This window comes from Shewanella sp. JNE2, assembly GCF_023159115.1.
GTDB classification, from domain to species: Bacteria; Pseudomonadota; Gammaproteobacteria; order Enterobacterales; family Shewanellaceae; genus Shewanella; species Shewanella putrefaciens.
Genome location: NZ_CP096169.1, coordinates 197,469 through 219,592, shown reverse-complemented (window position 1 = coordinate 219,592; position 22,124 = coordinate 197,469). Strand labels below are relative to the sequence as shown.

At 45.2% G+C, this 22,124-nt stretch carries 18 protein-coding genes, 1 tRNA gene and 3 rRNA genes; 6 read left to right on the top strand and 16 right to left on the bottom strand.

What is annotated here, in order from left to right:
• Nucleotides 1-22: 22 nt before the first annotated feature.
• From MZ182_RS01045 to MZ182_RS00990, 12 genes are all read right to left on the bottom strand, one after another.
• Complete coding sequence (locus tag MZ182_RS01045; RefSeq protein WP_248068318.1) at nucleotides 23-1,531, bottom strand: fumarate hydratase; 1,509 nt, start codon at nucleotides 1,529-1,531, stop codon at nucleotides 23-25.
• 67 nt (nucleotides 1,532-1,598) lie between these two features.
• The gene (locus tag MZ182_RS01040; protein ID WP_011787596.1) at nucleotides 1,599-3,002 is read right to left on the bottom strand and encodes an anion permease; all 1,404 of its coding nucleotides are present in this window, start codon (nucleotides 3,000-3,002) and stop codon (nucleotides 1,599-1,601) included.
• Between the two features lie 465 nt (nucleotides 3,003-3,467).
• Nucleotides 3,468-3,677, bottom strand: a complete 210-nt coding sequence (locus MZ182_RS01035) for a hypothetical protein (protein WP_011787595.1) — start codon at nucleotides 3,675-3,677, stop codon at nucleotides 3,468-3,470.
• A 410-nt stretch (nucleotides 3,678-4,087) separates the two neighbouring features.
• Nucleotides 4,088-4,600, bottom strand: coding sequence for a DUF1993 family protein (locus tag MZ182_RS01030; protein ID WP_014609597.1), 513 nt, complete (start codon nucleotides 4,598-4,600; stop codon nucleotides 4,088-4,090).
• A gap of 338 nt (nucleotides 4,601-4,938) precedes the next feature.
• Nucleotides 4,939-5,015: transfer RNA gene (locus MZ182_RS01025), tRNA-Asp, on the bottom strand.
• A 36-nt stretch (nucleotides 5,016-5,051) separates the two neighbouring features.
• Nucleotides 5,052-5,167: ribosomal RNA gene (rrf, locus tag MZ182_RS01020) — 5S ribosomal RNA — on the bottom strand.
• Nucleotides 5,168-5,348: 181 nt separating this feature from the next.
• Nucleotides 5,349-8,241: ribosomal RNA gene (locus MZ182_RS01015) — 23S ribosomal RNA — on the bottom strand.
• Between the two features lie 326 nt (nucleotides 8,242-8,567).
• Nucleotides 8,568-10,110, bottom strand: a 16S ribosomal RNA gene (locus tag MZ182_RS01010).
• Together the 16S, 23S and 5S rRNA genes with 1 tRNA gene alongside form the textbook arrangement of a ribosomal RNA operon.
• A 529-nt stretch (nucleotides 10,111-10,639) precedes the next feature.
• Nucleotides 10,640-11,227, bottom strand: a complete 588-nt coding sequence (locus tag MZ182_RS01005; protein ID WP_248069338.1) for a TlpA disulfide reductase family protein — start codon at nucleotides 11,225-11,227, stop codon at nucleotides 10,640-10,642.
• Nucleotides 11,224-11,703, bottom strand: a complete 480-nt coding sequence (gene nrfF, locus MZ182_RS01000; protein WP_011787592.1) for a heme lyase NrfEFG subunit NrfF — start codon at nucleotides 11,701-11,703, stop codon at nucleotides 11,224-11,226. Before nrfF ends, MZ182_RS01005 begins: the two co-directional genes overlap by 4 nt.
• Nucleotides 11,700-12,254 carry a DsbE family thiol:disulfide interchange protein gene (locus tag MZ182_RS00995; RefSeq protein WP_011787591.1) on the bottom strand — a complete coding sequence of 185 codons (555 nt, stop codon included), beginning with the start codon at nucleotides 12,252-12,254 and terminating at the stop codon, nucleotides 11,700-11,702. The genes nrfF and MZ182_RS00995 overlap by 4 nt, the downstream gene beginning before the upstream one ends.
• Before the next feature lie 11 nt (nucleotides 12,255-12,265).
• On the bottom strand, nucleotides 12,266-14,245 hold the full coding sequence (locus MZ182_RS00990) for a heme lyase CcmF/NrfE family subunit (protein WP_014609595.1): 1,980 nt from the start codon (nucleotides 14,243-14,245) through the stop codon (nucleotides 12,266-12,268).
• 396 nt (nucleotides 14,246-14,641) lie between these two features.
• Here MZ182_RS00990 and ccmI point away from each other — a divergent pair, with 396 nt between their 5' ends.
• Nucleotides 14,642-15,889 carry a c-type cytochrome biogenesis protein CcmI gene (ccmI, locus tag MZ182_RS00985; RefSeq protein WP_011787589.1) on the top strand — a complete coding sequence of 416 codons (1,248 nt, stop codon included), beginning with the start codon at nucleotides 14,642-14,644 and terminating at the stop codon, nucleotides 15,887-15,889.
• Between the two features lie 61 nt (nucleotides 15,890-15,950).
• On the opposite strand, the gene MZ182_RS00980 is transcribed toward ccmI, so the two are convergent.
• Nucleotides 15,951-16,250, bottom strand: a complete 300-nt coding sequence (locus tag MZ182_RS00980; protein ID WP_011787588.1) for a c-type cytochrome — start codon at nucleotides 16,248-16,250, stop codon at nucleotides 15,951-15,953.
• Between the two features lie 320 nt (nucleotides 16,251-16,570).
• Between MZ182_RS00980 and ccmA the strand changes: the two genes are divergently transcribed.
• Genes ccmA through ccmE form a run of 5 tightly spaced genes read left to right on the top strand, consistent with a single transcriptional unit; the run spans nucleotide 16,571 to nucleotide 19,352 of the window.
• Nucleotides 16,571-17,221 carry a cytochrome c biogenesis heme-transporting ATPase CcmA gene (ccmA, locus tag MZ182_RS00975; RefSeq protein ID WP_011787587.1) on the top strand — a complete coding sequence of 217 codons (651 nt, stop codon included), beginning with the start codon at nucleotides 16,571-16,573 and terminating at the stop codon, nucleotides 17,219-17,221.
• An 11-nt stretch (nucleotides 17,222-17,232) separates the two neighbouring features.
• Entirely contained in the window at nucleotides 17,233-17,919 is a 687-nt protein-coding gene (gene ccmB, locus MZ182_RS00970) for a heme exporter protein CcmB (protein WP_011787586.1), read from the top strand.
• Nucleotide 17,920: 1 nt separating this feature from the next.
• On the top strand, nucleotides 17,921-18,667 hold the full coding sequence (locus MZ182_RS00965; RefSeq protein ID WP_011787585.1) for a heme ABC transporter permease: 747 nt from the start codon (nucleotides 17,921-17,923) through the stop codon (nucleotides 18,665-18,667).
• Nucleotides 18,667-18,867: a heme exporter protein CcmD gene (gene ccmD / locus MZ182_RS00960; RefSeq protein ID WP_011787584.1), complete on the top strand. Its 201-nt coding sequence runs from the start codon at nucleotides 18,667-18,669 to the stop codon at nucleotides 18,865-18,867. The genes MZ182_RS00965 and ccmD overlap by 1 nt, the downstream gene beginning before the upstream one ends.
• Nucleotides 18,864-19,352: a cytochrome c maturation protein CcmE gene (gene ccmE, locus MZ182_RS00955; protein ID WP_011787583.1), complete on the top strand. Its 489-nt coding sequence runs from the start codon at nucleotides 18,864-18,866 to the stop codon at nucleotides 19,350-19,352. Before ccmD ends, ccmE begins: the two co-directional genes overlap by 4 nt.
• A 669-nt stretch (nucleotides 19,353-20,021) precedes the next feature.
• Here the strand turns inward: ccmE and rplQ are convergent.
• Genes rplQ through rpsD form a run of 3 tightly spaced genes read right to left on the bottom strand, consistent with a single transcriptional unit; the run spans nucleotide 20,022 to nucleotide 22,092 of the window.
• Nucleotides 20,022-20,417 carry a 50S ribosomal protein L17 gene (gene rplQ, locus MZ182_RS00950; RefSeq protein WP_007644470.1) on the bottom strand — a complete coding sequence of 132 codons (396 nt, stop codon included), beginning with the start codon at nucleotides 20,415-20,417 and terminating at the stop codon, nucleotides 20,022-20,024.
• Nucleotides 20,418-20,457: 40 nt separating this feature from the next.
• Entirely contained in the window at nucleotides 20,458-21,447 is a 990-nt protein-coding gene (locus MZ182_RS00945; protein ID WP_007644468.1) for a DNA-directed RNA polymerase subunit alpha, read from the bottom strand.
• 24 nt (nucleotides 21,448-21,471) lie between these two features.
• On the bottom strand, nucleotides 21,472-22,092 hold the full coding sequence (gene rpsD / locus MZ182_RS00940) for a 30S ribosomal protein S4 (protein WP_011787582.1): 621 nt from the start codon (nucleotides 22,090-22,092) through the stop codon (nucleotides 21,472-21,474).
• Between the last annotated feature and the right edge of the window lie 32 nt (nucleotides 22,093-22,124).

Sequence of the window (22,124 nt, the reverse complement as noted above, 5' to 3'; positions counted from 1 at the left end):
CTAATTTGCAGGGGTAAATATATTAGGCAGTCATTTCGGCAATTTTGAGTTTCCAGGTTTGTGGCCCGGTTTCGTGCACATTTCCGCCGAGGCTGTCCACGGCGACAGTCACTGGCATATCTTCAACATCAAACTCGTAAATGGCTTCCATTCCAAGATCTTCAAAGGCGAGGATCTTGGCTGACTTAATCGCTTTTGCCACTAAGTATGCGGCGCCACCGACAGCCATCAAATACACGGCTTGATTTTTCTTAATCGACTCAACCGTAGCACCACCACGCTCCGATTTACCAATCATACCCATTAAGCCCGCTTGCTCTAGCATCATATCGGTGAACTTATCCATGCGGGTCGAGGTCGTTGGGCCTGCAGGGCCTACCACTTCATCACCTACAGCATCCACTGGACCGACGTAGTAGATAAAACGATTCTGGAAATCAACAGGGAAGGATTCTCCCCGTGCAAGCATGTCTTGAATGCGTTTATGGGCAGCATCACGACCGGTAAGAATTTTACCTGAGAGTAGGACGGTTTCACCAGAGCGCCACTCAGCGATATCGGCTTTTGTAAGTTTATTTACATCGACTCGGCGCACATTTTTACCGACTTCCCAGGTTACCTCTGGCCAATCGGCAAGCTTAGGTGGCGTTAACTTAGCAGGCCCATTGCCATCTAACGTAAAATGCGCGTGCCGCGTTGCCGCACAATTCGGAATAATACAGACCGGTTTGGATGCCGCATGTGTCGGTGCGGTTTTGATTTTGATATCCACAACAGTGGTCATCCCACCTAAACCTTGCGCGCCAATACCGAGTTTATTAACACGTTCAAAAATATCTAAGCGCAGCTCTTCTTCGGTAGTCTGTGCTCCCCGCGCCTGTAATTCGTGGATATCAACAGAGCCCATTAACGCTTCTTTAGCCATCAATGCCGCTTTTTCTGCCGTACCACCGATGCCAATACCCAACATGCCAGGAGGACACCAACCCGCGCCCATTAGCGGTACGGTTTTTTCCACCCATGCCGCAATATCATCCGATGGGTTTAGCATTGCCATTTTGGTCTTATTTTCTGAACCGCCGCCCTTGGCCGCGATCATAATATCAACCTTATCACCGGGAACCATTTCGATATGGACGACCGCAGGGCCATTGGTATTCGTATTTTTACGCGCGCCAGCGGGATCGGAGACAACCGACATCCGCAATGGATTAGTTACGCAGTTGTAGGCTCTTTTTGTGCCTTCATCAACCATTTCCTGTACCGTCATATCGGTATCCCACTGCACTTGCATACCAATTTTGACAAAACAAGTCACAATGCCCGTATCTTGGCAAATAGGACGCTTACCTTCTGCAGCCATTCTCGAATTAATCAATATTTGAGCAATAGCATCTTTAGCCGCGACACTTTTCTCGGCGTGGTACGCCTTTTCCATCGCACGAATAAAATCCAGTGGATGATAGTAAGAGATGTATTGAAGCGCATCTTCGATACTGTCAATAAAATCGACTTTCTTTATAGTTGTCATAACGTTCCCTTGTATTTATTTACAGCAAGCTAGAGCGGGGGAAAGAGTTACCCCGCCCGACACATGATTAATATAGCCCGATCACTTTCCACCAAATTCCGCCCACAAGGGTCCAAATGGCAATTTGTAAGAGCCCCATGGCAAAACCCACACTCCACCATTTAGGCAGCGACACATGACCCGCGCCAAAAAGGATAGGTGCAGGGCCTGTTCCGTAGTGAGTACCACACGCATATAAATTAGAAGTAAAACCAAAGATAAGCGCAGCTAAAAGACCAGGGGCCCCCAGCTGTATCGCCACAGCAAGAAACACAGAGTAAAGTGCAGCAACATGAGCGGTTGCAGATGCAAAGGCGTAATGGATATAAAAGTAGATTAATACCAACGAAAACAGTGCAACTGGCCAATCTAACCCGCTCAGGTTAGTCGCGATATTGGTGCCGAACCATGTGATTAAACCTAGTTTGTTTAGGAAGGTTGCCATCATCACCAACGCAGAAAACCAAACCAGCGTATTCCAAGCCCCTTTTTCCTTCAGCACATCATCCCAACTCAACACATTAGCAGTGACAAGTATAATTAAACCAACCATAGCAGCCGTTGTACCACTGACACCAAGTGCAGGACCACCAATCCACAGAGCAATCAAGGCAATAAAGGTCCCCAGTGTAACCCACTCAGTTAGCTTCATTTTGCCCATATCAGCAAGCGCTTTTGCAGCAATCTGAGGGGCTTGTGGAGTAGATGTAATGCTCGGTTTATTTAGCATGTAAGCAAATAATGGCATTAATATCAGTGCGATAATTCCTGGCACTAATGCAGCTAACGCCCATTGACCCCAAGTGATCTCCACTCCCATATCCGCAGCTAATTTAGCCGCGAGTGGATTCGCAGCCATACCAGTTAAAAACATAGCGCCAGTGATAGTGGTGCCATGAAAAACTGTTGTCATCAAGAAGCTGCCTAGCTTACCTGACGTCCCCTCTTCCGCTTTTGAACCATAAGCATCTGCGACTGAGTTTGCCAGAGGGAACACAATCCCACCTGTCCGAGCGGTATTAGATGGAATCGCTGGCGCTAAGATCAAATCTGTTAACAGCAAGCCATAGGATAGACTCAGTGTTTTTTTGCCAAGTAATCTCATAAATACAAAACCAATGCGCGCTCCCAGCCCGCTCTTGATAAACGCTCTTGAGATAAAAAAAGCTGTCACAATTAACCAAATAACATCATTAGAGAACCCAGTCAGCGAGTCTTTAATTGTTAATGTTCCAGTCAATGCCGTTATTGTTATTCCCCCGATAGCAACGGCACCCATTGGAATAGGCTCTAGGATAAGACCTAACACAGTTGCAGCGAAAATGGCTAACAAGTGCCAGGCAGTTGGATCAACGCCCGCTGGTACGGGAGTCAACCAAATTCCACCACCTACTGCCAATATAATCAGCCATGAGATGATTTTTTTATTCATGGTAAGCACCAATTTAAATTTATTTGAAGTTATTGCTGCACAATGGTGAAACATCATCGTTTTCCACTGCTACAACATAGGTTTGAGTTACGCTGTAACCTTAACCAAAATCGAAAATTAAATAGGCGAGGGGGAGTTTTATGTAACTTTGTTTGTTTTTTGTTTCTTAAAAGTAGTTATGTAACTTTTTATGAGGATTAAGAAGCCACAATGGCAGCCTTAACATAAAGATAATGCTTACACTTTACTGAATGGATTTTGGATCCTGATCGGGATCATTGGTATTGCAAGGGCCGGTGGGGTTATTCATTGAGATGCAAATAAGGTTGTTATCCTTGATGGTAATAGTGTGATCTATTCTTCGCGTCACAATCAAGATAACTTCAGTAGATTGCTAAAAATAGGCCCACACTCAATCACAGTCTGGGCCCTGAACATTATGACAAAATAATCGCTATGGCTACATTAGTCAATTTCGATATCCACACCGAAACGATTAGATAGTTGACGTTGCTCATGCAGAATTTCAATTCGCCGACGAGTATCTTGAGTCAACTTATCCTTAATCCGCAATCCACTGGCAATAGCGACTTTTTTAGCTTTTTTGCTCTTCATTGGCAAATCAGTTACCGTTACTCCAGTAGGACTCTCAATGACATGTGATTCGATAGACATGGCTAACTCCTTTAATTAAAGCCTCAATCGGCTCTTCCAGTAAATTTCTGCTCTAACGAACAAACAGGTCATTTTCAATGAGTCAACTCATCATTAAACCTTTAATGATTTAATTCGCTAAGAATATGACGACTCATAAACTTACGCCAAACATAACTCACCTAAGCAAACAAGATTGAAGCGCATGCTAACGGTGTACAAATGAACAAAACGTAAGGCATATGAAAAACAGCGCGTTAACTCATTGAGACAAAAGAGCCTTAGACTAGGCTCCAATTCATCGATGAAAAGCGGCATGCTACAGATAAAGAAAAAACAGGTGGTAATGCAGAAAGGTTGACAAACTCGAGCGGCAAAGCCGCTGTTGCACAACAATTAAGCCATGCAACAGTACTACATCTAGCCTAGATTTACGACTTATATGGCATAGCACCAAGGTAATCTTTCTTTCCAATTTCGACACCATTATGGCGCAAAATTGCGTAGGCTGTTGTTATATGAAAGTAAATGTTCGGGATAGCATGCTCAATGGCAAACTCATAACCTGTCAGATATTTTCCTTCCCAACGTGGTTGTGAAACATGAATTACCGCCGCATTAGCAAAATCCTCCGCTTTAAACGTCGCTAAGTAATCTAAAACTGAGCTAATACGTGCTTGTAACTCAGCTAGCGTCGTTTCGCTATCATCATGCTTTGGCACTGTATCCAAGTTATCTGTCAAACGTGCTACGCCAATTTTGGCTGTATCACAGGCAATTTGAACTTGGCGAATAAGGTTAAATTGATCTGGAGCTAAACGGGAGTTTAACAGCACCGCCATATCGACTTTCTTGAGGTTTGCGAAGCATTCGCCCTTTTCAAGAATAACGCTTAAGTTTTTTAGCATCTTGCTAAATTGTACAACCGTTAAATCATAAAGCATGGCATGGACCTCGGTGGTGGACGCTACAAAACTGCAGCACTTCATACTATCTTGGGGCAAATTACTCAATTTCAATTGTCTTTAGAATTTAAGTGTTCACTTAATTATAAAAGCATCAAGATAAACACAACAAAGAAAGCGAAACAATGAAAAGAGTTCGAAACTCACCCAAACCGATATAATCACTAGCTCGAGAAGGTAGAAAAATACAATATCAGCATAACCGATAATACTATCAAGGATAAAAGAGGGAACCTTGGGCACCTTATCGGTGCTCATTTTCATTTATTTTACAACGAAAAAAGCCTCATCTTTCGATGAGGCTTATCTCTTAATGTTGGCGGAGCGGACGGGACTCGAACCCGCGACCCCCGGCGTGACAGGCCGGTATTCTAACCAACTGAACTACCGCTCCTTTAGTCTAACGTTTGCACGTTAAGCTAAATTAGGCGCTTGGCGATGACCTACTCTCACATGGGGAGACCCCACACTACCATCGGCGCGATTGCGTTTCACTTCTGAGTTCGGGATGGGATCAGGTGGTTCCACAATGCTATTGTCACCAAGCATATTCGGTTTTAAACAAGACTCGAGAGCGCACTGCGTGCTGCTAGATTCTAGGTTCTAGGAACTAAAATCTGCTCTTATCTTATTTAATAATTCGGAAAACTGATTGCTTTTTGAGTCCACACTTCATTAAGTGTTTATATTCTGTCTAAGGCTTCTTTGTAAAACCCATCTGGGTTGTATGGTTAAGCCTCTCGAGTCATTAGTACATGTTAGCTCAACGCCTCACAACGCTTACACACCATGCCTATCAACGTCCTAGTCTCGAACGGCTCTTTAGTGGACTTATAGTCCAAGGGATGACTCATCTTGGGGCTCGCTTCCCGCTTAGATGCTTTCAGCGGTTATCGATTCCGAACGTAGCTACCGGGCAATGCCATTGGCATGACAACCCGAACACCAGCGGTTCGTTCACTCCGGTCCTCTCGTACTAGGAGCAACTCCCCTCAATCATCCAACGCCCACGGCAGATAGGGACCGAACTGTCTCACGACGTTCTGAACCCAGCTCGCGTACCACTTTAAATGGCGAACAGCCATACCCTTGGGACCGACTTCAGCCCCAGGATGTGATGAGCCGACATCGAGGTGCCAAACACCGCCGTCGATATGAACTCTTGGGCGGTATCAGCCTGTTATCCCCGGAGTACCTTTTATCCGTTGAGCGATGGCCCTTCCATTCAGAACCACCGGATCACTATGACCTACTTTCGTACCTGCTCGACGTGTATGTCTCGCAGTTAAGCTGGCTTATGCCATTGCACTAACCGTACGATGTCCGACCGTACTTAGCCAACCTTCGTGCTCCTCCGTTACTCTTTGGGAGGAGACCGCCCCAGTCAAACTACCCACCAGGCACTGTCCCTAACCCCGATTAGGGGTCTAGGTTAGAACATCAAAACTACAAGGGTGGTATTTCAAGGACGACTCCATCAGGACTAGCGTCCCAACTTCATAGTCTCCCACCTATCCTACACATGTAGGTTCAATGTTCAGTGCCAAGCTATAGTAAAGGTTCACGGGGTCTTTCCGTCTAGCCGCGGGTATACGGCATCTTCACCGCAATTTCAACTTCACTGAGTCTCGGCTGGAGACAGCGTGGCCATCATTACGCCATTCGTGCAGGTCGGAACTTACCCGACAAGGAATTTCGCTACCTTAGGACCGTTATAGTTACGGCCGCCGTTTACCGGGGCTTCGATCATGAGCTTCTCTTGCGATAACCCAATCAATTAACCTTCCGGCACCGGGCAGGCGTCACACCGTATACTTCCTCTTGCGAGTTTGCACAGTGCTGTGTTTTTGATAAACAGTTGCAGCCACCTGGTATCTGCGACTCCCGTCAGCTTAGAGAGCAAGTCTCATCACCAACAGGAGCGTACCTTCTCCCGAAGTTACGGTACCATTTTGCCTAGTTCCTTCAGCCGAGTTCTCTCAAGCGCCTTGGTATTCTCTACCCGACCACCTGTGTCGGTTTGGGGTACGATTCCCGCTAACCTGAAGCTTAGAAGATTTTCCTGGAAGCATGGCATCAACTACTTCAGTCCCTTAGGACCTCGTCATCAGCTCTCAGTGTATAGCAACCCGGATTTGCCTAAGTCACCCACCTACCACCTTAAACGCGGACTACCAACGCCGCGCTAGCCTAGCCTTCTCCGTCTCTCCATCGCAGTTAGCGGAAGTACAGAAATATTAATCTGTTTCCCATCGATTACGCCTTTCGGCCTCACCTTAGGGGTCGACTCACCCTGCCCCGATTAACGTTGGACAGGAACCCTTGGTCTTTCGGCGAGGGGGTTTTTCACCCCCTTTATCGTTACTCATGTCAGCATTCGCACTTCTGATACCTCCAGCGTGGGTTACCCCTTCACCTTCAACGGCTTACAGAACGCTCCTCTACCGCGCAACCCTAATGGGCTGCACCCGTAGCTTCGGTGGTATGTTTAGCCCCGTTACATCTTCCGCGCAGGCCGACTCGACTAGTGAGCTATTACGCTTTCTTTAAATGATGGCTGCTTCTAAGCCAACATCCTAGCTGTCTAAGCCTTCCCACATCGTTTCCCACTTAACATACACTTTGGGACCTTAGCTGACGGTCTGGGTTGTTTCCCTTTTGACGACGGACGTTAGCACCCGCCGTCTGTCTCCCGAGTAGTACTCATTGGTATTCGGAGTTTGCAAAGGGTTGGTAAGTCGGGATGACCCCCTAGCCTTAACAGTGCTCTACCCCCAATGGTATTCGCTCGAGGCGCTACCTAAATAGCTTTCGAGGAGAACCAGATATCTCCCGGTTTGATTGGCCTTTCACCCCCAGCCACAAGTCATCCGCTAATTTTTCAACATTAGTCGGTTCGGTCCTCCAGTTGATGTTACTCAACCTTCAACCTGCCCATGGCTAGATCACCGGGTTTCGGGTCTACACCTTGCAACTAAACGCGCAGTTAACACTCGGTTTCCCTACGGCTCCGCTATTCGCTTAACCTCGCTACAAAATGTAAGTCGCTGACCCATTATACAAAAGGTACGCAGTCACGGTCTCAAGGACCGCTCCCACTGCTTGTACGTATACGGTTTCAGGTTCTATTTCACTCCCCTCACAGGGGTTCTTTTCGCCTTTCCCTCACGGTACTGGTTCACTATCGGTCAGTCAGGAGTATTTAGCCTTGGAGGATGGTCCCCCCATATTCAAACAGGATGTCACGTGTCCCGCCTTACTCGTTTTCATCTACGGTTAGTTTTCGTGTACGGGGCTATCACCCTGTGCCGCTGGACTTTCCAGACCATTCCACTAACACCCCATAGACTTAAGGGCTAATCCCCGTTCGCTCGCCGCTACTAGGGGAATCTCGGTTGATTTCTTTTCCTAAGGGTACTTAGATGTTTCAGTTCCCCTCGTTCGCCTCATGTAGCTATGTATTCACTACATGATGACCGCTTATGCGGCCGGGTTCCCCCATTCGGACATCGTTAGCTCAAATGCTTGTTACTAGCTCGCCAACGCTTTTCGCAAGTTACTACGTCCTTCATCGCCTCTGACTGCCAAGGCATCCACCGTATACGCTTAGTCGCTTAACCATACAACCCAAATGAGTTTCACTTGAATTGTTGCGACCAGCTGGTTTTACTTGTCTCACTTCTGACCAAAGAAGTGGACGCGCCTTAGACTTGAATATTCAAGACACTTAATAAAGTGTTTGAGAACTCAATGTTCAATGCTTTCGCATTAAACTTTTTTCGTATCAACACAACGACAGACATCATTGTGTTTAATACTATCAGCTTTCCAAATTGTTAAAGAACTACATCGACCTGCTAGAGGGATGTTTCGCTCTACCCGTCCTAAGACAGGATAAACAAGCAATCTGTGTGAACACTCAAAAGCATCAAGTTAGTCGTATAGGTAAGGAGGTGATCCAGCCCCAGGTTCCCCTAGGGCTACCTTGTTACGACTTCACCCCAGTCATGAACCACAAAGTGGTGAGCGCTCCCCCGAAGGTTAAGCTACCCACTTCTTTTGCAGCCCACTCCCATGGTGTGACGGGCGGTGTGTACAAGGCCCGGGAACGTATTCACCGTGGCATTCTGATCCACGATTACTAGCGATTCCGACTTCATGGAGTCGAGTTGCAGACTCCAATCCGGACTACGACGAGCTTTGTGAGATTAGCTCCACCTCGCGGCTTTGCAACCCTCTGTACTCGCCATTGTAGCACGTGTGTAGCCCTACTCGTAAGGGCCATGATGACTTGACGTCGTCCCCACCTTCCTCCGGTTTATCACCGGCAGTCTCCCTAGAGTTCCCACCATTACGTGCTGGCAAATAAGGATAGGGGTTGCGCTCGTTGCGGGACTTAACCCAACATTTCACAACACGAGCTGACGACAGCCATGCAGCACCTGTCTCACGGTTCCCGAAGGCACTAAGCTATCTCTAGCCAATTCCGTGGATGTCAAGAGTAGGTAAGGTTCTTCGCGTTGCATCGAATTAAACCACATGCTCCACCGCTTGTGCGGGCCCCCGTCAATTCATTTGAGTTTTAACCTTGCGGCCGTACTCCCCAGGCGGTCTACTTAATGCGTTAGCTTGAGAGCCCAGTGTTCAAGACACCAAACTCCGAGTAGACATCGTTTACGGCGTGGACTACCAGGGTATCTAATCCTGTTTGCTCCCCACGCTTTCGTGCATGAGCGTCAGTCTTTGTCCAGGGGGCCGCCTTCGCCACCGGTATTCCTCCAGATCTCTACGCATTTCACCGCTACACCTGGAATTCTACCCCCCTCTACAAGACTCTAGTTCGCCAGTTCGAAATGCTATTCCTAGGTTGAGCCCAGGGCTTTCACATCTCGCTTAACAAACCGCCTGCGCACGCTTTACGCCCAGTAATTCCGATTAACGCTCGGACCCTCCGTATTACCGCGGCTGCTGGCACGGAGTTAGCCGGTCCTTCTTCTGTAGGTAACGTCACAGATGAGCCGTATTAAGACTCACCCTTTCCTCCCTACTGAAAGTGCTTTACAACCCGAAGGCCTTCTTCACACACGCGGCATGGCTGCATCAGGGTTTCCCCCATTGTGCAATATTCCCCACTGCTGCCTCCCGTAGGAGTCTGGGCCGTGTCTCAGTCCCAGTGTGGCTGATCATCCTCTCAGAACAGCTAGGGATCGTCGCCTTGGTGAGCCATTACCTCACCAACTAGCTAATCCCACCTAGGTTCATCCAATCGCGGAAGGCCCGAAGGTCCCCTCCTTTCCCCCGTAGGGCGTATGCGGTATTAGCAGTCGTTTCCAACTGTTATCCCCCTCGACTGGGCAGATCCCTAGGCATTACTCACCCGTCCGCCGCTCGCCACCTCAGGAGTAAACTCCCTTGTGCTGCCGCTCGACTTGCATGTGTTAGGCCTGCCGCCAGCGTTCAATCTGAGCCATGATCAAACTCTTCAATTAAAGTTTTGGTGCTTCCGTCTTGCGACTTCAGCGGCTCAATGAATTCTGTCATTTGTTTCCGCTTTTAAAAAAGCGAAATCAAAATTATGTACATATTGCTATGAACACTCATTGTTACATTGATTTAATTCTTTGACTGCCAACCCGAAGGCTAAGCAGTTTCGATTAACTCAACACCTGTGAGTGTCCACACAGATTTCTTGTTTTATCTTGTTAAAGAGCAACTCAACCTCGCAAGAGAAGGTGAGTACCACACTGAGCTCCGAACGCTTCCAGTTGGCTAGGGCTGCGTATTTTACGCATTTCCCGTTTCGCGTCAAGGAGTATTTTTCAACTTCTTGCTGCGCTTGAATTAAGTGCTTAAAAGCTACTCAATTCAACCTAACTCGTCAGCTGGCTTTCGCTGTCTGCCGTGTCAGTGGATGCGCATTATAGGCAGCGAAACTTTTTCTGCAAGCGCTTTTTAAAAGAAAAAGATCGCATGGCGATCTTTTAAACGATAGAGACTCTTTTTCCAGCAAATTGATGATTAATCAGGCTTGGCATGCCCTTTATCTATGAATCCTTGGATGAGTGTCACTGCCTTGGCGTCATCCCAATCAACAAATGATCGCACAAATGCAATAAGCTGACCGTTTTTATCCAGAATAAAGGTGGCAGGAATAGTATCAAGTGGAAATACTTGTCCTAGGTTTTGCTCAGGATCGTAATAAGAGTTAAACCCTGCCATCCCTAGTGTGTTCAAAAACGGTTGCACTTGTTGTTTACCATCAGCATCAATCGATATAGGTAAGAGTGCAAAATCCTCTGCTTTAAATTTAGTCGCTAATCTTTCGATCGCTGGTAACTCTCTGACACAAGGCGGACACCAAGTTGCCCACACATTAACCATGACAACCTTGCCCTTATATTGGCTGAAGTCGATGGCTTTACCATCGACATCATTAAAAGGCGCAGGCTCAATCGGAAAAGCTTTAGGTAAAACACTGATCAGATCAATTGTGGATGTTACTGGATTTGTTCCCTGTTGCATCCCAGGATAGGCATGCACAACTCCAACTGTAAATCCTAATAAAATAGATGACAGCATAAAAGCTGTCGCTAATTTATGCTTCATTTGCTATTACGCTTTAGTAAGGCATCTAATGCTTGTTGATCTTCAGCGCTGATCTCCTGAGGTGTGTTGCCACTGATGCGCTGTTTGCGGATAAAAATATAACCAATCGCTAAGCCGATGATTAACAAACCTATGGGCCCTAACCAAAGTATATAGGTTTTGGCTTCCATTTTAGGTTTATACAGCACAAACTCACCATAGCGACTTGTCATAAACTCAATGATTTCATCATCGCCTTTACCTTCATCGACCATTTTAAAAACTTCCAGCCGCAAATCACTGGCAACTGGAGAATTCGAATCAATTAAGTTTTGGTTTTGACACTGCGGACAACGCAAAGAGTGAGCGAGTGATAAAGCGCGCTTTTGATTATCCGGCGATTTAAATTCATAAGTATCGACAGGTGTAGCAATAGCACTGGTGACCATACTCAATACCAGCACTAACCCGCTTACTAATTTGAGTAATATTTTCACGATACATTATCCTTTGCTGCTTCTGCCTGTAATTGCTGGATCATTGGGAATAGTGTTTCACTCCAGACATTTTGATCAATAGGGCCTGCATAGCGGAAGCGAATAATACCGTTATGATCAACAATAAAACTTTCTGGAGCGCCATAAACGCCAAGGTCTAGACCCAAGCGTCCATCTTTATCAAAGATATTCAATGTATATGGGTCACCTTGGCGTCTCAGCTCAGCGATTGCAGGCGCACGCTCATCCCGATAGTTGATACCGTATATGGGTAGAATATTTTTCCGCGATAACATATTTAAAAAAGGGTGTTCATATTTACAAGATGGGCACCAAGTCGCCCATACGTTGAGTAATGCTACTTTCCCTTTTAACTGTTCATTGGTAATCAGCTCATCAGGTGTTTCTAGACGTTCTAGCTGGAAAGCCGGAATAGGCTTTCCTTCTAGTGCTGAATCCAATTTTTGAGGATTCAAAAACAACCCTTTATATAAAAATACTCCCATGGCAAGAAATAGCACCAGAGGGATAAATAGAACTAACTTCTTCATATATTCCTCAACTATTGAGCGGTTGCCAGTTTAGCTTTATCTACTTGTGGCTTAACAATCGCCGCCACTTTTGAGCGATAACGCTTATCTGATGCAGCGAAGAAACCACCAATCATCATAAAAATCGATCCAAACCACAACCAACGGACAAAGGGTTTATAGTTCAAACGTACCGCAAACTCTGTTGCACTGATAGGGTCACCCATAGTCACATACAAATCACGGAACAGACCCCAATCAATACCAGCTTCGGTCATATCCATGGTTCGCACATTGTATTGACGGCGATCAGGCTTTAGCAGTGTTAACAATTTGTCATCTTTATAGATTTCAATTTGCCCCTGCTGAGCTGTGTAATTTGGGCCAACGACATTTTTTGTCTCTAAATACTTAAAGGTATAACCAGCTAACTCCTGGCTAACCCCTGGTCCCATTCGGACACTTTTCTCAACTGAATAGTTAGATACCATAGTGGCACCAATAACAGAGACGGCAATGCCGAAGTGGGCCAAGATCATCCCAAATTGACTGCGCCCCATACGAGCAACACTAATATCACCTTCTTTAGGTTTAACAATATTATAAGCGGCTCTTGCCGTGGCAAGAATGATCCATACCGCCGCTGCAATACCAAATGCAACCCACGCGTTAAATGCACCATCAACTATAAATGGTGTCACTATCCCTATAGCGACAGAAACTAGAGCAGGGATCAGCAGTTGGCGTCTAAGCTCGCCGGCCTTCGATTTTTTCCAACGAATAATTGGACCTACACCCATAAAAGCAAACAACACTAAAACGATAGGCACAAATACAGCATTGAAATATGGAGGCCCTACAGAAATTTTACCCATACCAAGTGCATCAATCAGTAGTGGGTATAAAGTGCCTAATAACACAGTACCTGTAGCAACAGTCAACAGAACGTTACAAATCAGCAGCATAGTTTCTTTAGACTTCAACTCGAAACGTGCTGGGCTACTCATTTCGCTGGCACGGAAAGCAAAGAGTGTTAAAGAACCACCAATGGCTAAACCAAGTAACAACAGAATGAACATACCACGGCTGGGATCTGCCGCAAATGAATGCACTGAGGTTAATACGCCAGAGCGAACAATAAAGGTACCAAGCAAGCTTAAAGAGAAAGCAAAGATGGAAAGCAATACCGTCCAGTTACGGAAGGCGCCGCGTTTCTCGGTCACAATCAAAGAGTGCACAAGCGCAGTACCCACTAACCAAGGCATGAAAGAGGCGTTCTCAACAGGATCCCAGAACCACCAACCACCCCAGCCTAATTCGTAATATGCCCACCAAGAGCCTAAAGAAATACCGCCCGTGAGAAATACCCATGCAGCCAAGGTCCAAGGACGAGACCAACGAGCCCATGCAGAATCAAGACGTCCACTCATCAATGCAGCAATAGCAAAAGCAAAGCTTACAGAAAAACCAACATAGCCCAAATACAGCATAGGTGGATGGAATATTAAGCCCACATCCTGCAGCATTGGGTTTAAGTCACGACCTTCTGCAGGCATGGGAAATAAACGCTCAAATGGGCTTGATGTAAGCAGCATAAACAAACTAAAACCAATCACGATTACTGCCAGAACTGCAAGTACACGTGCGGTGAACACTTCTTCTAAACCTTTACTGAATAAAGCAACAGAAGCGGCCCAAGTTGCTAATGAAAACACCCAAAATAGCAGCGACCCTTCGTGACCGCCCCATACGGCCGCAATCTTAAAGAAGATAGGTAACTGGGAGTTGGAATGATGAGCCACATAAGCGACGGAGAAATCATCAACAGCAAAGCTATAACCAAGTGAAACAACGGATAAACTGATAAAAAAGAACATTCCGTAAGCTAACGGCCAAGCATACCTCACAAGATATTGATCTTTACGGGCAACACCAATAAGGGGAACGCTGACGAGCAGAAAGGCAAAAGCCACTCCGATTATCAACGAAAAGTGTCCAAGTTCTGGGATCATGGGTTTTCCTCAGTCTCTAATAATATGTTGATCTAGAACGACTCTACATCAACGCACAACATGTTATTCACACAAACGTACAAGATTTGGTTCATTTTAGTATTTGCTATTGTTCCTGTCTGCCTATTTCATACAAAACTGGGTGACTTGTCTCATTACTCAAATATTGAGAAAACCGCCGCATAGAACGATAGTTCTGCATGTGACAGATAAAAGGCACTTAAGTTTCATACAAAATTTACAATAAGAATCAATTTGTGAACCAGTGCCCAACTATAAGCTTTCAGTGCAATGAATGCCTTATATTACTGTTCAATGAATAATCTTTACGTATAATCTTGCTTCCAAGCCGGCGGTAACACCGCTTTTATGCAAACTAAAGTGAATATAGAAACAATGACAACATTTTGGATTTTTATTGCGCTTGTTGTGTTAGTCAGCCTAACGTTGATTTGGATCCCGCATTTCAGACAACAAAAGTTGTTACGTACTGAAGAAGCTGGCGTTCGTAAACAAACGAACCTCGAGTTATTCAATGAACGTCTTGCAACACTAGAAAAAGAACTGAGCGAAGAACTGCTCGATCAAACAGAATTTGATGCTCTTAAAAAAGAATTAGAAATCAGCTTACTGCAAGATATCAAACAGGCAGGAGATGATTCACTGGTTAATCAAATTAAACCCAAAACCATACTCTGGCCATCAATAATGTCAGTGGGTTTACTTGCTATTTCAGGTTACCTGTATCAGCACCTAGGTGCTTTCGAAAATATTGGAACAGCCCAACCCGCTAATCCACATGCTGGAATGGATACAGCCCAAATCATGGGGCAACGTATTCAGGCAATTGAAGCACAAGTACAAGCAGAACCTGAAAATAGCCAAGCTTGGTTTAGCCTAGGCCATGCATATATTTCTGCAAATCAATTCGATAAGGCAATTGCCGCTTTCGATAAAGTCATGGAATTAGTCGGTAAACATGCGGAGTTATTAGGTCCAAAAGCGACAGCTATGTACTACAAAGCTGGACAGCAGATGACGCCACAAATCCAAGCGATCATTGATGAATCCTTAGCGATGGATCCACAAGATCCTTCAACACTGCTACTCGTTGGAATGAATTCTTTCTTTCTCGCTGACTACAAAAAAGCAATTACCTCATGGCAAACCATTCTTGATAGCGACCGTACTGATGTGGATCGCGCAGCGTTAATGAATGCAATTGAAACAGCAAACCTACGCATGCAAGCAGAAACCACAGGTATGCCTGATGATGACGTGCATAAACAAGCTGCAGTGGGAAAAAAATCAGTCAGCATAGCAATTTCAATCTCTCCGGAACTTGCAGCTAAGGCGAGTCCAGAAGACACTATTTTTGTGTTTGCACGTGCAACTGAAGGTCCAAAAGTCCCCTTAGCAGCAACAAAAGTGAGCGCAAGCGCCTTACCCGTTACTGTAACGTTAGATGACAGCACTGGCATGGGAGGAGATGCAAAATTAAGTCAGGCGACTAGCGTTGAAGTGATCGCCGTACTTTCCAAGCATGGCAATATCAAACCTCAAGCTGGTGATATTCAAGGTAAGATCAGCAAAGTTATTGTAGGTGAAACAGCAAACCTCGTACTTGATACCCAAGTACAATAACCTATCGTTTATTTTTGGTATAAAAAAACCGGCTTGCACCGGTTTTTTTATACCAGAGTAATTACTTAGCTGTAGACATAAATTGGATAGCAGCTTTGTAATCATCATCAGTACAATCAGTACACATGCCACCTGGCGGCATAGCATTCAGACCGGTTTTAACACTGTGTAACAGCGTATCAATACCTTTAGCTAAGCGTGGTTCCCATTCAGCAGTATTGTGAGTTTTAGGAGCACCGGCAACACCCATGCTATGGCATACGGTACATGCCTTATTATAAATAGCCTCAGCTTCTTGAGCTGAAACGTTGACTGACATAGTCAAAGCAGCGACTGCAGTCATTGCTAACAGTTTTTTCATGTTCAATGTTCCTAATGCAAATACGTACAAAGCTCGACGCTGCCCTTGGTGGAGGCAGACTCATTATAGCGGGCTAAGATTACTACAAACTTCAATAAATCTCATCTTTTTGTGATTAGAATCTCAGCGTAACCGTTGTAAAGCGACAAGCGTGACAAATTCGTTAATATATTAGCAAGTCGTAAAAAAGTTCGATAAATATTGCGGTTATTGGAACCACATCAAATTGCTGACATCTAGAGTAAAGCAAGTGTAAACCCCGCAATAATGTTTGTGTTAGAATCACTTGTGTTTCCTTCCGGCTTGAGATAGAGGGTTCAGTGACAAATATAACTTCAGTAAACACACTGGTATCAGCGAGCAAGCTGACATGTATCCGCGAAGAACGTATCCTGTTTGATGAGTTAAGTTTTAATATTAATGCTGGTGATATCGTCCAAATTGAAGGCCCTAACGGCGCAGGTAAAACGAGCTTATTGCGTATTTTAGCGGGGCTTTCGCGTCCCTATGCAGGACAAACCTTTTATCTTAGTGAAGATATCAATCGTTGCCGTGACGAGTACAACGAAGACCTACTGTATTTAGGCCACCTTGCAGGCGTTAAATGTGAATTAACAGCCGAAGAGAACCTTAATTTCAATTTAAGAATCAGTGGTTATGATGAATTCGACACAGCCTCTATCTTAGCCAAAGTTAATTTAACTGGATTTGAAGAAGCTCTGGCTGGCCATTTATCTGCAGGTCAGCATCGTAGAACTGCACTGGCAAGACTTTGGCATAGCAACTGTAAAATTTGGATCCTTGACGAACCTTTTACCGCTATTGATAAAAAAGGTGTTGAAGAACTTGAGCAACTGTTTATTGAGCATGCAGATAATGGTGGATGCGTTATTCTTACCACTCACCAAGATATGAGCATTATCACAGATGATAGGCTTCGTAAAATTCGTCTAGATTATCGCTTCATATAAGGTCAAGCATAATGAAAAGAGGCATCAGCTTTACTCAGGCATTTTTTACCTTGTTACAGCGGGATCTAAAAATTGCCGTACGTCACCGCGGTGATATTTTTAACCCATTGTTATTTTTTATTATGGTTGTCACTCTATTCCCCCTTGGTATTGGTCCAGAGCCGCAAATGCTAGCACGCGTTGCTCCCGGTATTATTTGGGTTGCAGCATTATTAGCCTCCATGCTATCGCTTGAACGACTTTTTAAAGCAGATTTTAGCGATGGTAGCTTAGAGCAAATGCTGCTGAGTCCACAGCCATTATCAATTCTTGTATTAGCAAAAGTATTGGCACATTGGATATTGACTGGCGTTCCATTAATTATCATTGCACCGCTACTCGCGGTATTGCTAAATTTAGATACCAATAGCTATGGTGCACTGATTGCAACCTTAACGCTGGGCACACCTGTTTTATCACTATTAGGTGCGATTGGCGTAGCTCTAACCGTCGGATTACGCAAAGGCGGCGTTTTGCTCAGCCTACTGATTTTACCCCTGTATATCCCAGTTCTCATCTTCGCAACGAGTGCAATCGATGCGGCGGGAATGAATTTACCCTATGATGGTCAGCTCGCTATAATAGGCGCTATGTTGATCGGTTCGTTAACCTTAGCACCCTTTGCAATCGGTGCATCTCTGCGAGTGAGTACTAACTAAAATGTGGAAATGGTTACACCCTTATGCGGATCCTGAACGCGCATATAAATTATCAGGAACATTATTCCCATGGTTTGCAATCTTGGCTTGTCTGTTTATTGCAGTAGGGACTATTTGGGGATTAATCTTCGCCCCGACAGATTATCAACAGGGTGATAGTTATCGCATCATCTTTATCCATGTACCTGCAGCATCAATGTCAATGGCAGCCTACATGGGCATGGCAACTGCAGCATTTATTGGTCTGGTATGGCAAGTCAAGCTCGCTGATTGGGCCGCAGCATCTATTGCACCTATTGGTGCGGTGATTACTTTTATTGCACTGTTCACAGGAGCTGCATGGGGTAAGCCTATGTGGGGAACTTGGTGGGTATGGGATGCTCGTCTAACCTCAGAGCTTGTACTGCTCTTCTTATATTTAGGCGTAATCTCATTATATGCCTCATTCGAAGATAAAGTGCTTGCGGCTCGTGCTGCAGGGATCTTAGCGATCGTGGGTGTCATTAATATCCCTATTATCAAATACTCAGTTGAATGGTGGAGCTCATTACATCAGCCATCAACTATTCGCATTACTGAAAAATCAACGATGCCAGCAGAGATGTTGTATCCACTTTTAATCAATATTTTAGGTTTCGGCCTTATGATAGGCGCGATTACTATCGTCAGATTCAAAGCTGAAATTTTAGCAAGAAACGGAATGCGCCCTTGGGTGCGTGAACTTGCTAAGGCTGAGGAGGTCAAATAATGCAATTCGATTCTATCAGTGATTTTTTTAATATGGGCGGCTATGCATTCTATGTATGGCTTTCCTACGGAGTGACGTTCTTCTGCCTATCGGTACTCATCATAACAAGCGCACGCCAAAAGCGTAAGGTTCTGATTGAAATCGCTAAAAAGATGAATCGTGAAGAGCGCCTCAAAGAAACTAGGAGTACCAAATCGTGAACCCAAGACGCAAAAAAAGACTGACATTAGCGGTAGCATTAATTGGTGGTGTTGCTGCCATTGCATCGCTTCTACTGTATGCGCTCAACTCAAATTTAAATTTATTTTATACACCGTCAGAAATCGTGAATGGAAAGACCGATACAGGGGTCAAACCTGATGTTGGACAACGTATCCGTGTAGGTGGGATGGTAACCGTTGGCTCTATGGTGCGCGATCCAGATAGTCTACATGTACAGTTCGCTGTACATGATTCTTTAGGCGGTGAAATTTTAGTCACCTATGATGACCTATTACCAGATTTATTTCGTGAAGGACAAGGTATTGTTGCTCAAGGAGTATTAACAGCAGAAGGTAAACTTGAAGCAACTGAAGTATTAGCGAAGCATGATGAAAATTATATGCCACCAGAAGTAGCAGAAGCTATGGGGCAAAAACATGAAAAGCTCGACTACAGCCAACAAAAAGCACCTGATACTAAGTAGTAATATAAACCACCAATAAAGCCTCTTCGCGAGGCTTTTTTATTACCCTTACTCAGATGCTCACTCCTACTTATCCAAGGTTTGTTGCCTAAGACCGTGCAAAGATGAATATTAGTCATTTTTGACCAAGGTGAAACATCTAGCATTACCGCAGACTACATCAGTAACCAGCTATCACGTATACTGGGAGATGTGGAAGTCACTGTCTTCAACTTGCACGCCTAAAAGATTGGCAACAACATGTACTATCAGGTATAACGCCATAGTCGTCGCACTTGATCAGGCAGTGAAAGATGATGAAAATCAGTCAGTGAAGCGAATCAACTCATAAAATGGATAGCCAATAATACACCTGTACCTAATTTCGGCTTTTGTGACTTCAGTATCTCGGCTGAAGGGGGGACATTTGAGGCTACGTGCTTGAGGTTATAACCACTGCAAGATCGCAGCAGCTATGGCGGCAAGGATCCTTACAAGCGAAAAACCCGCATATATCTTCCCTGTTATAGATGGCCTTGGTAAGTTTGTGTTCAGTCGGCAAGGGCTCGCAAAATGGGAAATTACACTACCTCAATAAATTGAGAAACAACCCACTTGGGCAGAGGAGTTGTAAATAATTGACATAAAAAAACCGGGCAATTGCCCGGTTTTTTAATTATGTAACCTTAATTACTCAGCAGCTTCAACATCAACAGCTTGAGCAGCTTCTGGGCGACCAACTAGCTCGATGTAAGCCATAGGGGCTTTATCACCAGCACGTAAACCGCACTTAAGGATACGGGTATAGCCACCAGGACGTTCCTGGTAACGTGGACCCAACTCAGTAAATAACTTACCTACGACTTCAGCGTCGCGAGTACGTGCAAACGCTAAACGACGATTTGCAACGCTGTCACTCTTAGCAAGTGTTATCAGAGGCTCAACTACGCGACGCAGTTCTTTCGCTTTAGCTACGGTTGTCTTGATGATCTCATGACGAACCAGTGAGCTTGCCATGTTACGGAACATAGCTTGGCGGTGGCTGCTGTTGCGGTTAAGTTGACGACCACTCTTACGATGGCGCATGACCTAATCCTTATAACCTAAATCTGTACAAACCTGAGACTTATAGGTCGTCTGCTAAACTAGCTGGAGGCCAGTTTTCCAAACGCATACCTAACGACAGTCCGCGAGAAGCCAAAACGTCCTTAATTTCTGTAAGAGATTTCTTACCTAAGTTAGGGGTCTTCAGCAGCTCAACTTCAGTACGCTGTACCAGATCTCCGATGTAATGAATCGCTTCGGCTTTCAAGCAGTTAGCCGAACGTACAGTTAGCTCTAAATCGTCGACAGGACGCAACAGAATCGGATCGAACTCCGGCTTCTCTTCTTTCAATTCTGGCTCAGTCACGTCACGCAGCTCAACAAACGCATCTAGCTGTTCAGCTAAAATAGTTGCGGAACGGCGGATAGCTTCCTCAGGATCGATAGTACCATTAGTGGTCATATCGATAACAAGTTTATCCAAGTCAGTACGCTGTTCAACACGAGCTGCTTCTACATTGTAGGCAATACGTGCAACTGGCGAGAAAGAAGCATCAACCAGCAAACGGCCGATTGGGCGATCATCGTCTTCGGTCTGTGCACGAGCAGATGCTGGCACATAACCACGACCACGCTCAACGCGAATACGCATGCTGATATCATTGTTACCCGTCAAATGACAGATAACATGATCAGGATTCACGATAGTGACATCACCATCATGCGTGATATCTGCTGCGATGACAGGGCCTGCGCCGGACTTGCTCAACGTAAGCATAGCCTCGTCTTTACCCTCGATAGTCACTGCTAACCCTTTCAGGTTTAACAAGATCTCAAGGATATCTTCTTGTACGCCTTCCTTACTGCTGTATTCGTGCAGTACACCGTCAATCTCGACTTCGGTAACCGCGCAGCCGGGCATAGACGACAATAGGATGCGACGCAACGCGTTACCTAAAGTGTGGCCGAAACCACGCTCAAGTGGTTCCAATGTAACCTTGGCACGTGTTGAGTTAACCTGCTCGATATCAACGAGACGCGGTTTAAGAAATTCTGTAACAGAACCCTGCATTGTGTCCTCTCTTGTTTGTTAGCTTTACTTAGAGTAAAGCTCGACGATCAGCTGTTCGTTAATTTCCGCAGACAAATCGCTACGTTCTGGAACGCGCTTGAAAGCACCTTCCATTTTCGCGCTGTCGACTTCAACCCATGTAGGCTTCTCGCGTTGAGCTGCCACTTCTAAAGCCGCTTTAATACGAGCTTGAGTGCGTGACTTCTCGCGGATGCTCACAACATCATTCGCAGACACTTTGAATGACGGAATGTTAACAACACGACCGTTAACCATAACTGATTTATGGCTTACTAGCTGACGTGATTCTGCACGAGTTGCACCGAAGCCCATACGATAAACAACGTTATCTAAACGGGTTTCTAAAAGTTGCAACAGGTTTTCACCAGTGTTGCCTTTCAGACGTGCAGCATCTTTGTAATAGTTACGGAATTGTTTTTCTAACACACCGTAAATACGACGAACTTTTTGTTTTTCGCGTAACTGAGTACCATACTCAGACAGACGTGGCTTACGAGCGCCATGTTGTCCAGGTGCAGTTTCCAGTTTACACTTTGAATCGATTGCTCTCACACCGCTTTTTAAGAAAAGGTCTGTACCTTCTCGGCGGCTGAGCTTGAGCTTGGGACCCAAGTATCTTGCCATGATCTTTCTCCAACAATCCTAATGAAACGGCG